The 11,267-nt window shown below is 67.0% G+C and carries 10 protein-coding genes; 9 read left to right on the top strand and 1 reads right to left on the bottom strand.

Going from position 1 to position 11,267, the window contains the following annotated elements; translation table 11 throughout:
• The first annotated feature begins 19 nt into the window (after positions 1-19).
• The 9 genes from FIV34_RS09205 to FIV34_RS09165 are packed head-to-tail and all read left to right on the top strand — an operon-like array spanning position 20 to position 10,226.
• On the top strand, positions 20-1,150 hold the full coding sequence (locus FIV34_RS09205) for a glycosyltransferase family 2 protein (RefSeq protein ID WP_139981824.1): 1,131 nt from the start codon (positions 20-22) through the stop codon (positions 1,148-1,150).
• A gap of 5 nt (positions 1,151-1,155) precedes the next feature.
• Positions 1,156-2,253, top strand: a complete 1,098-nt coding sequence (locus tag FIV34_RS09200) for a polysaccharide deacetylase family protein (RefSeq protein ID WP_246058790.1) — start codon at positions 1,156-1,158, stop codon at positions 2,251-2,253.
• Positions 2,241-3,500, top strand: a complete 1,260-nt coding sequence (locus FIV34_RS09195) for an O-antigen ligase family protein (protein WP_139981820.1) — start codon at positions 2,241-2,243, stop codon at positions 3,498-3,500. The genes FIV34_RS09200 and FIV34_RS09195 overlap by 13 nt, the downstream gene beginning before the upstream one ends.
• Positions 3,497-4,852: a phenylacetate--CoA ligase family protein gene (locus FIV34_RS09190; RefSeq protein ID WP_139981818.1), complete on the top strand. Its 1,356-nt coding sequence runs from the start codon at positions 3,497-3,499 to the stop codon at positions 4,850-4,852. The genes FIV34_RS09195 and FIV34_RS09190 overlap by 4 nt, the downstream gene beginning before the upstream one ends.
• Positions 4,849-5,967: a glycosyltransferase gene (locus FIV34_RS09185; protein WP_139981816.1), complete on the top strand. Its 1,119-nt coding sequence runs from the start codon at positions 4,849-4,851 to the stop codon at positions 5,965-5,967. Before FIV34_RS09190 ends, FIV34_RS09185 begins: the two co-directional genes overlap by 4 nt.
• Positions 5,964-7,136, top strand: a complete 1,173-nt coding sequence (locus tag FIV34_RS09180) for a glycosyltransferase family 4 protein (protein WP_139981814.1) — start codon at positions 5,964-5,966, stop codon at positions 7,134-7,136. The genes FIV34_RS09185 and FIV34_RS09180 overlap by 4 nt, the downstream gene beginning before the upstream one ends.
• Positions 7,133-7,771 carry a polysaccharide deacetylase family protein gene (locus FIV34_RS09175; RefSeq protein ID WP_139981812.1) on the top strand — a complete coding sequence of 213 codons (639 nt, stop codon included), beginning with the start codon at positions 7,133-7,135 and terminating at the stop codon, positions 7,769-7,771. The genes FIV34_RS09180 and FIV34_RS09175 overlap by 4 nt, the downstream gene beginning before the upstream one ends.
• Complete coding sequence (locus FIV34_RS09170) at positions 7,768-8,958, top strand: glycosyltransferase family 4 protein (RefSeq protein WP_139981810.1); 1,191 nt, start codon at positions 7,768-7,770, stop codon at positions 8,956-8,958. The genes FIV34_RS09175 and FIV34_RS09170 overlap by 4 nt, the downstream gene beginning before the upstream one ends.
• Positions 8,955-10,226 (top strand): hypothetical protein, encoded by a 1,272-nt coding sequence (locus tag FIV34_RS09165; protein ID WP_246058789.1) that lies wholly within the window; start codon positions 8,955-8,957, stop codon positions 10,224-10,226. Before FIV34_RS09170 ends, FIV34_RS09165 begins: the two co-directional genes overlap by 4 nt.
• Here FIV34_RS09165 and FIV34_RS09160 read toward each other — a convergent pair.
• Positions 10,115-11,005 (bottom strand): hypothetical protein, encoded by an 891-nt coding sequence (locus FIV34_RS09160; RefSeq protein WP_139981807.1) that lies wholly within the window; start codon positions 11,003-11,005, stop codon positions 10,115-10,117. The genes FIV34_RS09165 and FIV34_RS09160 overlap by 112 nt on opposite strands.
• Positions 11,006-11,267 lie beyond the last annotated feature (262 nt).

Genomic DNA, 11,267 nt, shown 5'->3' with positions numbered 1-11,267 from the left:
TCGGACAGGGGGAGACGTCATGACACATATCGCCTGGTGGGCCTGCTGGGCCTCGGCGTTCCTGCTGGTGCACATGTTCGCCGGCTATCCGCTGCTGATGTGGCTGTGGGCGCGCGTGCGCCCACGGCCGGTGGTTCGCAAGGCGTGGCTGCCCACGGTGAGCATCGTGGTGGCCGTGCACGATGGCGAGCGCTACATCCGCACCAAGCTCGCCAACCTGCAGGGGCTCGACTACCCGCCGGAACTCATCGATATCGTCTTCGCCTGCGACGGCTGCCACGACAACACGGTGACCATCGCCCGCCGCAGCACCGACGCGCGACTGACGGTGCTGGACTTCCCGAACCGCCGCGGCAAGGCCGCGTGCGTGAACGACGCCGTCGCGCTCACCCGCGGCGAGGTGCTGCTGATGACCGACATCCGCCAGCGCCTGTCACCGTCCGCCCTGAAGGAACTGGTGGCCAGCCTGGCCGATCCCGACGTCGGGGCGGTGGGCGGCGAGCTGCACATGGAAAACGTGCGCACCGGCTTCGCCCAGGGGGTGGACTTCTACTGGCGCTACGAGAAGCTCATCCGCCACGCCGAAAGCCTCACCGGCTCCACCATCGGCGTCAGCGGCGCGCTCTATGCCATGCGCCGTTCCCTGTTCAAGCCGCTGCCGGCCGGCACCGTCCTCGACGACGTGCTGATCCCGATGCGCGTGGCCGCCCAGGGCAAGCGCGTGGTTTTCGAGCCGAAGGCAATGGCCTGGGACCAGCCCTCGCAGGAACCCGAGGCCGAGCGCCGGCGCAAGATCCGCACGCTGGCCGGCAACTTCCAGCTGATCCAGCTCGCGCCGTGGCTGCTCTCGCCATGGCGTAACCCGTTGTGGTTCCGCTTCGTCAGCCACAAGGTGCTGCGCCTGCTCGCGCCCTGGCTGATCGTGGCGCTCACCCTGAGCAGCGGCTTCCTGTTCAACCGGCACCCGATGTACGCCCTGGCCTTCTGCGCGCTCGGCGGCGGTGCCCTCCTGGTCGGCGCCGCGCGCGTGCGCCCCGGGCTCGGCCGGTGGATGCCGGCACGCATCGCGGTCGCCTTCTTCTACCTCAACCTTTTCGCCGCGCAGGCCCTCCTGGCCTTCGCCCGTAATCGCAGGCTGCACTTATGGTGATCGACATGAATGGACGTGGCGCTCCGGGTATCCGTGGACGGCTTGGCGAGTTGTGTTACGCCAGTGGCCTGCTGCACTCCTTGCAACGCGTGCGCTCGTGGCTGCACCGCGACCTGCGCGTGCTCGCCTATCACCGGGTGATGCCGCTGCCGGATCCGGATACCTACGAATTCGACATGGAGCTGATCAGCACGCCGCCGGACGAATTCCGCGACCAGATGATCCGCCTGAAGAAGCACTTCCGGCCCATCCGCCTGACCGACGTGGTGGCCGCCCTGGACGCGGGCGAAGCCCTGCCGCCAGATAGCGTGGCAGTGACCTTCGACGACGGCTACGACGACAACTACCGCATCGCCGCGCCGATCCTCGACGAGCTCGGCGTGCCGGCGACGTTCTTCGTTTCCACCGGGCATATCGACAGCGGCCAGCCCTATCTGTACGACTGGCTGGTGCACATGATCCTGATGACGAAGGCGCCGCGTCTCGTGCTGCCGGAGCTCGGCATCGACGTGGTGCTGCCGCCGGAGCGCGCGCTGCGCCGGCGTATCGCGGGCAACGTGCTGCTGCGCATGAAATGGCTCGACGCGCACGGCCAGAGCGCGATGACCGAACGCCTCGAGGTCGAGTGGAACATGCCCTCGGCCGGCGCACGCCCGATCGATTGCCGCCCGATGACCTGGGACCAGGTCCGCGAGATGGAAGCGGCCGGCCTCGAGTTTGGCTCGCATGGCGTCCATCACCGCATGCTGGCCCGCCTGCCCGTCGAAGAGATGGAAGCGGAAGTGCTGGCCTCCAAGCGCACGCTCGATCGCGAACTGCGCAACCCGGCGGTGCTCATGTCCTACCCGGTGGGCGGCGACCGCGCCTATAACGACGCGGTGATCGCGGCCACGCGCAACGCCGGCTTCCAGCTGGCCTGCAGCTACATCTGCGGCACCAACCCGGAGCCGTCGGAGAACCGCTATTCGCTGTATCGCCTGCCCGTGGAAGCCAACATGGGCCCGGGCTGGTTCGCCGCGATGCTGGCGCTGCCCCAGCTGATGAGTTACCCCACCGCGGCCCATGAATCGCATGGACCGCAGGAGCAGGCATGTTCCCCCTGATCCTCCTGTACGTCATCCTCACCATCATCCGGCCGCAGGATTACGTCGCCGGGCTGGATACCGTGCCGATCCTGCCGGCGGTGCTGGGCCTGGCCTTCCTTGCCTGGCTGCCGTCGCGCGAAAAAACCTTCGAGGCGCCGCAGTTCATCATCCTGCCCTGCTTCCTGCTGATCCTGATGGTCTCCCAGGTGAGCAACGGCTGGACCGGCGGCGCGCTGGACGAACTGGCCCACTTCGGCCCCGTCGTCATCGCCTTCTTCATCCTCGGCGCCTGCTGCACCACCCAGCGCCGCGTGCGCGTGTCCATGGGCATCCTGGTGGCCTGCGCCGCCGTCCTGGCCCTGCACGGCGTGGAGCAGGCCCGGACCGGCATGGGCTGGACGGGCATCCCCATCGGCGAAGGCAACCGCATCCAGTACGTGGGCATCTTCAACGACCCCAACGACCTGGGCCTGCTGTTTGCCGCAACCTTCCCCATGGCCGTGTTCCTCGGCCGCCGTGGCGCCACGGCACGCTGGTTCTGGCTGGCCTGCGCCCTGTTGCTGCTGTACGGCACCTACCTCACCAATTCCCGCGGCGCCCTGCTGGCCGTGCTCGTCGTCGCCGGCTGCTACATCTGGTACCGCAAGGGCGTGGTGGTGGCGGGCGTGCTCGGCGTGGCCGGCCTGGTGGCGCTGAAGCTGCTCTCGTCGCGCATGGACGAGCTGGATGCCGGCGAAGAATCGGCCGCGGGCCGCGTGGACGCGTGGTACGCGGGCCTGGAGATGTTCCGCGACAGCCCCTTGCTGGGCGTGGGGCCGGGCAATTTCACCGAGTACAACGAGCTCACCGCGCATAACTCCTTCGTGCTGGTGCTCGCAGAGACCGGTTTTCTAGGCTTTATCCTCTGGCTTGCCTTTGTAGGCTATGGCTTCTGGATGATGTTGACGATCCTCCGGCATCCGCATACTGCGTCCAACGAACCGGGGCGTGAGGCGGAATGGGCAATGGAACGGCAACTGGCCCTGACGCTGCTCCTGTCGCTGTGCGGCCTGTTCGCCGCCGCGTTCTTCCTGAGCCGCAGCTACATGGTGGTGCTGTACCTGATCACCGCCGTGGTCGCCGGCCATTACGTGGGTGCCCGCCAGCGCTGGCCCGAGCTGCCGGCCTTCCGTTTCTCCCGCGATGGCTGGCGCTGGGTGCCAGCGGCCTTCGCCGGTGTCGCCGGCCTCTTCGTGCTGGTGGCCGTCCTGCTGAGAACCCAATGAGCGTCTACGAGCCCCTGCTGAGCAAGGTGTTGTGGCCTGCCTACGAGGGCGGCCTGCGCCGCCGGCAGACCCCGCGCTACCTGCGCGACTACGCGCAGGCGCAGTGGCTCTCCGCCGATGAAATCGCCCACCTGCAGTTCACCCGCTTCAAGGCGCTGCTGGACTGGTGCCAGCGCGAGGTTCCCTTCTATCGCGAGCGCTGGGCGCAGATGGGTCTCTCGCCTGCCGATATCCGCGAGCCGTCGGACGTGTCGCTGCTTCCGGTCCTGACCAAGGCCGATATCCGCGAGCATGACGACGCGCTGAAGGCGGTGTCGCTGAAGGATGGCCTGGCCTACAAGGCCACCGGTGGCTCTACCGGAGAACCGCTGCGCTTTGGCTACACCCGCGAAAGCAACGACCGTCGCGTCGCCGTGATGTGGCGTGGCTACGGCTGGGCCGGTTCACGCATGGGTCGGCGCACGCTGTTCCTGTGGGGTGGCGCGGTCGGTGAGCCGAGCGCCGCCCATCGCTTCAAGGACCGCGTGTACAACACCGTCTTTGCGCGAAAGCAGCTCAACAGCTTCGCGATGACCGAGTCCAACCTCGCTTCGTACGCCGATGCCATCGACGCCTACCGGCCCGAGGTCATCGTCTCGTACGTCGGTCCGCTCCTGCGCCTGGCGCAGTACCTCGTCGCGGAACGCCGCCGCGTGGCTCGCCCGGTCTCGATCATTGGTGCCGCCGAAGCCCTGCATCCGTTCCAGCGCGAGCTCATCGAGCACGCCGTCGGTGCGCCCGTCTACAACACCTACGGCTGCCGCGAATTCATGCTCATCGCCTCCGAGTGCGAACACCGCGACGGCCTGCACGTGAACGCCGACCACCTGATGGTCGAGACGCTGGGCACCGATGGCAAGCCCACCCAGCATGGCAGCGGCGACGTCTGCATCACGGACCTCTTCAATTACGGCATGCCGTTCATTCGCTACGTCAACGGCGACATGGCGACGCACTTCCACGGCCAATGCGCCTGTGGCCGCGGCCTGCCGCTGCTGGCCAGCATTGACGGACGCAAGCTCGACGCGATCCGCACGCCGGCAGGCCACGTGCTGCCGGGCGAGTTCTTCCCGCACATGCTCAAGGATGTCCCCGGACTGACCCGTTTCCAGCTCGTGCAGCGGCAACTCGACCGGCTGGACCTCTCCATCGTGCGTGGCGACGGTTTCGACGACGAGTCGCTGGCCTATATCCGCCGCGAAGTGGCGAAGGTGCTGGGCGATAGCGCCGAGCTGCACTGCCATTTCGTCGACGACATCCCGCTCACCCGTAGCGGCAAGCTGCGCGTTACCGTCTCGGAGCTGGCCTCGTGAACATTACCCATGTCGTCGAAAACCTGAATCGCGGCGGCCTGGAACGCATGGTCATCGACCTGGTGACCCAGCAGCACCGCGAGGGCCACAAGGTGCAGGTGGTGTGCCTGTTCGAGCGCGGGGCCATGGCCACCGAGCTGGAGATCAAGGGCATCCCGGTGCGCGCGTGCGAGAAGCGCACGGGTGTCGACCTGCGTGCCATTGGCCGGGCTCGCGATTTCATCGCCAGCCATCGCACCGAGGTGCTGCATACCCATAACGCGGTGGCCCATTACCAGGCCGTGATCGCCACGGCGGGCATGGGCATCCGCCAGGTGGTCAACACGCGCCACGGCATGGGCGCCACGCGAAAGCCCGGCCGTCGTGAGTGGCTGTTCCGCCGCGCCATGGCCGCGACCGATACCGTGGTCGCCGTGTGTGAAGCGGCACGCGCCGACGCGGTCACCCGCGGCATGTTCCCGGCGCGCAAATGCTGCGTCGTGCCGAACGGCATTCGCCTGGACGGTTTCGACGTCGCCAACGATGCGATGCACGAGCGCCTCGCCCGACTGATCAACGTACCCACGCGCACGCGCATCATCGGCACCGTGGGCCGGCTTAACTGGGCGAAGGACCAGGCCAGCCTGATCCGCGCCTTCCGCGCCGTACGCCACCATCGCCGCGATACCGTGCTGGTGCTGATCGGCGACGGCGAGCTTCGCGAAACGCTGCGCGCCTGCGCGTTTGATGAAGGCATCGCCGGCTGCGTGCACTTCCTGGGCGACCGCGATGACGTGCATGAATTGCTCCAGGGGCTGGACCTTTTCGTCCTCTCGTCGGTGACCGAAGGCTATTCCATGGCCTTGCTGGAAGCCTGCGCCGCGGGCCTTCCGATTGTCGCGACGGACGTGGGTGGCAACGCCGAGATCGTCCGCGATCGCGCCACCGGCCGCCTGGTGCCGCCGTGCGACGCACCGGCCCTGGCCGACGCGATGCTGGAAATGCTGCACGCCTCGCAGCAGGCCTTCGCCTTTGGCCGCGCGGCGCGTACCTGGGTCGAGCAGAACGGCTCGCTGCAGGCCATGGCGGCCCGCTACACGCGCCTGTACTTCGGCCACATGGAAGCGGTGCCGTGAAGATCCTCGTCCTCACCAACCTCTTCCCTACCCCGTGGGATCCGCGCCGGGGGACGTTTAACCGGCAGCAGTTCGAGCGGCTGGGCGAACGGCATGAGGTGGACGTGCTGACCGCCGTGGACTTCCGCGAGCGGATGGCAGGCGCCAGGGGCCAGGTGCACGTGCCCCACGTCAACCGGGACCATTTTACGTTTTACCACCCGCCGGGCATTGGCCGGTTCCTCAACGCGCTGTGCTACGTCGCCTGTGTCATGTGGCAGCGCGGCCGCGAGCTGCGCCGCGCCCGCTACGACGTGATCCTGGCCAGCTGGGCGTATCCCGACGGGGCGGCAGCGGCATGGATTTCCCAGCTGCTCGGCGTGCCGTACGTGGTGAAGGTGCACGGCAGCGACCTCAACGTGCAGGCCTCCTCCCGGCTGCGCCGCCTTCAGATCCGCCACGCCTTCCGCGGTGCGGGAGCGGTGCTGACGGTCAGCAAGGCCCTGGCCGCGAAGGCCATCGAGATTGGCGCGCGGCCCGACGCCGTCGAGACCATTTACAACGGCGTGGACGGGCGCGTGTTCCGTCGCGGACATCGTGCCGCCGCCCGCGAGCGCCTCGGCTTGCCACTGGATGCACCGATCATCCTGTACGCCGGCAACCTGAAGGTGAGCAAGGGCTGCATGGACCTCATCGACGCGTTCCCGCTGCTGGCGAAACAGCGGCGTGACGCGCGGCTGTATTTCGTCGGCGATGGCCCGGACGCATCGACCCTGGAGTCGCGTTCCGCCTCGCTATGCTGCGGCTCGTCCGTTCATTTCATGGATTCGGTCGCTCATGCGGCGCTCGCCGACTGGTTCCGCGCGGCGGACCTGCTGTGCCTGCCCAGCCATAACGAGGGCGTGCCCAATGTGGTGCTCGAGGCCATGGCCTGCGGCACGCCGGTGGTGGCCACCGCGGTGGGTGGCATCCCGGAAGTGGTGCCCGCCTTCGCCGGCATCCTGGTGCCGGCCCACCACCCCGAGCTTCTCGCCGGCGCCCTGGCTGAGATGCTCGGCCGCCATGTAGACAGCGAAGCCATTGCCGCGCATGCGGCGACCTTCCGCTGGGACGACAACATCGACCGGCTTGAGCACATGCTCGAGCGGGTAACTGCCGGTGCGCCGGTTAACGTGAGTGTGAACGTATGATCCGCCGACCGAAGAAACACGAGCTGCTTGGCCTCCTTCCCGAACGCCTGCTGATGACCCGGGCGAAGCAGGACGCCACCTGCTACCTCAGCTTCGACGACGGCCCGGAGCCGGCGCACACGCCCAAGCTGCTGGATGTGCTGGCACGCCACGGCGTGAAGGCGAGCTTTTTCCTGGTCGGCGAGAAGATCGAGCAGTACCCGGAAATCGTGCAGCGGATCGTGGGCGAAGGCCACATGATCGGCAACCACTCGTACAGTCACTGGTCGTTCCGCAACATGAACCTGCGCAAGCAGCTCGATGAGGTGTATCGCACCGACGCCTTGCTGCGCCTGTTCGACGACCGACCGCATCACCGCATGCGCCCGCCGCATGGGTATATCGGCGCCAAGCTGCTGGTCCACTTTGCGCGGCGCAAGCGCAGCTTCGTCTACTGGTCGTACGACAGCCTGGATTATCAGGACCAGCCGATTTCATGGCTGATCGACCGCCTGCGCAACGATCCGCCCGCCGCGGGTGACATCGTGCTGATGCACGACGACAGCGACAAGGCCGCCGATGCGCTGGACACCTTGCTGCCCGAGTGGCTGGCCAAGGGCATGCGCTTCGATGCCCTGCCGGGAAGCAACGCGTGAATATCCTCTACCACCACCGCACGCGTGGGCGCCATGTCGAGGGCGTGCATATCCGCGGCATCGTCAACGCGCTGCGTGAGCTGGGGCACGATGTTGCGGTGATGTCGTTCCCTGGTGCGGATCCGGAGCATGATCACGAGGTGCCGGCGGGTGGTGCGTCGGCTTCGGCGGCGTCTGCGGGTAACGGACGGTTGGCTGGCCTGGTGACGAAGCTGCCGGGTGTGGTCTTCGAGCTCTGCGAGCTGCTGTACAACGCGGTGACCTTCGTGCGGATGTCGCGCGCATGGCGCGCCGCGCCGCCGCGGCTGGTGTATGAACGCTATTCCCTGTTCCTCTTCGCCACCGTCTGGATGGCGCGGCGCCGCGGCATCCCCATCGTGCTGGAGATCAACGACTCCGCCCTGGTGGAGCGCGTGCGCCCCCTGACCATGCGCGGGCTGGCGCAGCGGGTGGAGCGCTGGTGCTTCCACCAGGCCACCGGCCTTGTATTCATCTCGACCTATTTCCGTGACAAGGCCGCGGCGGCGTATGGCGATATCGCGCCCTCGGTGGTCTCGCCCAATGCGGTGGACCTTCCCAGCTTCGATCCGTCGAAGTTTGATCGCGACGCCCTGCGCGCCGCCCGGGGCCTCAGCGGGCGTGCCGTCTGCGGGCATATCGGTGTCTTTGCGCACTGGCATGGGGTCGACGGGTTCGTCGAGGCGATCGCCAACCAGCTGGAAAGCGCACCCGACCTGGCCCTGGTCTTCGTGGGCGACGGCAAGACGCTCCCTGCCGTGCGTGACCTCGTGGCCGCCCGTGGCCTCAGCGACCGCGTGCTGCTGCCGGGCCGCGTGCCCCATAACGAGGTCGCCAGCTGGATCGCGTGCATGGACTACGCCGTCCTCCCGAACTCCAACCATTACGGTTCGCCGATGAAGCTGTTCGAGCTCATGGGCATGGGCGTGGCCGTGGTCGCGCCCGACTACGCGCCCGTGGCCGAGGTCATCGCCGACGGTCACACCGGGTGGCTATTCCCCCGGGGTGACGCGACGGCCTGCGTAGAGCTCGTGCTCGCCCTGGCCAGCCGGGGCGAGGAATGCCGCCGCGTCGGCGAGGCCGCCCGTGACTACATCGCCAGCGAGCGCCAGTGGCGCAATAACGCCGAGCAGCTGCTGACCCTCGTACCCGCCGGAGCTGCCGCATGATCGCCCTCCTGATCCTTGCCGGCCTCGTCGTGCTGTTCGCCGCCGCCGTGACTATCGCCATCCGCGCCCGCAACATGCAGTACTGGCTGTGGGGTTACCTCACCCGCAAGCCGGCACCGAAGGTCGAGGGCACGAAGCACATCCTGTTCTGCTTCGTGGACCACTTCGAGCCCAACTGGGGCCGTGTGGACATGGACCGCCAGCGCCACCGCGTGGACCGCTGGTGCAAGGAATACCGCGAGATGGCCAGCCGCCACCGCGACGCCGATGGGCGGCCGCCGCAGCACTGCTTCTTCTACCCGGAAGAAGAGTATGTGGAGGAGCACCTGGACAAGATCGCAAGCCTCTGCGCCGACGGCTTCGGCGAAATCGAAATCCACCTGCACCACGACGACGACACCGCCGAGAACTTCGTCGCCACCATCGACCGGTTCAATCGCCTGCTCCACGAGCGCCACGGCGCGCTTCCGCGCGACCCGGTCACCGGCCAGCTCCGGTTCGCCTTCATCCACGGCAACTGGTGCCTGGCCAACAGCCGGCCGGATGGCCGCTGGTGCGGCATCAACAACGAACTCCCCCTGCTGCGCGAGCTCGGCTGCTACGCCGACTTCACCCTGCCCTCCGCCCCCAGCGACACACAGACGCGCATGTCGAACGCGATTTATTACGCCGAAGACGGCCACGGCAAGCCGAAGGGCCATGACACCGGTGTGCGGATGCGCGTGGGCGGCAAGCCCAGCGGCGACCTGCTTCTCATCCAGGGCGTCCTCGGCCTGAACTGGAAAAACCGTCGGTTCGGCATCATTCCGCGCATCGAAAACTCCGACATCCGCAAGGGCTGCCCGCCCACCCGCGATCGCGTCGACCAATGGGTGGACACCGGTATCCACGTCGAGGGCCGGCCGGAGTGGATCTTCATCAAGATCCACACCCACGGCACCCAGGAACGCGACATGGACACGCTGCTGGGCGCGCCCGTGGATGCGATGCACACGTACCTGGAAGAGCGCTACAACGACGGCACGAACCATGTCCTTCACTACGTCACGGCTCGGGAGATGTACAACATCGCCAAGGCCGCCGAGGCAGGAATGACAGGGAATCCGGGCCTGTACCGTGACTTCGAGCTACCCCGCCCGCCGCACGCCGCGCGGGATCAGTTGATCGACGGCTCCGCCTCGGGCTCAACCTCGGGCAGCGAGCCGACGTCGAATGGCACGATGACGGAGCCGGACGCGCTGACCGAACCCTCCCGCTCGATGTCGTAGGCAAGTTCGAGGCAGAACCGCGCAGCGCCCTCACTCGCCGCCAGCCTCAGGATATCCTCGCGCCGGATCAGCAGCTTCAGCATCGGCTCCAGCATCGCCTCGAGGTCCGTCAGCACGAGCGTATCGAACCAGGCGTCGCCCAGGCGCATACGCACGCGGTCGCCGCCCTTGCACGACGGCCGCGATGCAGGGATATCGACCACCAGCCCCTGGGCGGTCTCCTCGACCCGCATGACACCGTCCACGGCCGTATACACCACCGGCGCCGTGATCCGGCCGGGAATATGGTGCAGGACCACCATCAGCCCCGTAGGGTCCGAACGCACCGTCAGCTTGCCGTACTCGGCGCGCACTTCGTAGAAGAAGTCGATGCGACCATTCACACCGAACTGGGCGAGCACGCTTCGACTGAAACGAAACGTCAGCGGGAACGCACTCTCGACGATCGTCAGCGTCCCCGCCTCCACCACCTTCTTCGTCTCACGATGTCGCAGCATCACGGTGACGATGTCGCCCACCCGGAGCCCCTTGAAGTCAGGAACGAAGCCCAGGAGCTCCTGGTTGGGCATGGCCAGCAATGAGGCCAGGGTGAGGCCGTCACGCTTGAGGATATCGGGGAAGACGATAGGGTTCAGGCACCGCCGCAAGCGGGGCTTCAACATCACCCGCATCTCAACGGGAAAGGGCTGAACGTTGCGGGCCATGCCCGTGGCGCTCCAGTCATAGTTCAGCTCGGGGCGAGTGTCCCCCAACATTTTCTTTTGACGTCGACGTTTCATGTGACTCTCCCTGTGGTGCGTCTGATGGAGCTGGCAGGTTAAGACGCACCGTGCAGGCGACCTATCGGTGTTGCCGCCGCCGTTCGGTCACTTCACACCAACGGATCGGGTCAGCGCTCGCAGGGTCGTTGTAAGCGAAGGGTCAAGGGCCGGGTTCTCGAAGCGGAGCCTCTAGGCCTTCGCCTACATGGCGGAGGGCTTTTTCGTACGTCAACTGACGGAAACCGCTGCCACTTGTTGCAAGCATTACCGCTACTTGGGT

The organism is Luteibacter pinisoli (genome assembly GCF_006385595.1).
Classification (GTDB): domain Bacteria; phylum Pseudomonadota; class Gammaproteobacteria; order Xanthomonadales; family Rhodanobacteraceae; genus Luteibacter; species Luteibacter pinisoli.
This window is presented reverse-complemented; position numbering and strand designations above follow the sequence as displayed.

Coding starts and splice junctions, on each gene's coding strand:
- FIV34_RS09205 (WP_139981824.1), top strand. CDS start 20: ATGACACATATCGCCTGGTGGGCCTGCTGGGCCTCGGCGTTCCTGCTG.
- FIV34_RS09200 (WP_246058790.1), top strand. CDS start 1,156: ATGAATGGACGTGGCGCTCCGGGTATCCGTGGACGGCTTGGCGAGTTG.
- FIV34_RS09195 (WP_139981820.1), top strand. CDS start 2,241: ATGTTCCCCCTGATCCTCCTGTACGTCATCCTCACCATCATCCGGCCG.
- FIV34_RS09190 (WP_139981818.1), top strand. CDS start 3,497: ATGAGCGTCTACGAGCCCCTGCTGAGCAAGGTGTTGTGGCCTGCCTAC.
- FIV34_RS09175 (WP_139981812.1), top strand. CDS start 7,133: ATGATCCGCCGACCGAAGAAACACGAGCTGCTTGGCCTCCTTCCCGAA.
- FIV34_RS09165 (WP_246058789.1), top strand. CDS start 8,955: ATGATCGCCCTCCTGATCCTTGCCGGCCTCGTCGTGCTGTTCGCCGCC.
- FIV34_RS09160 (WP_139981807.1), bottom strand. CDS start 11,005: ATGAAACGTCGACGTCAAAAGAAAATGTTGGGGGACACTCGCCCCGAG.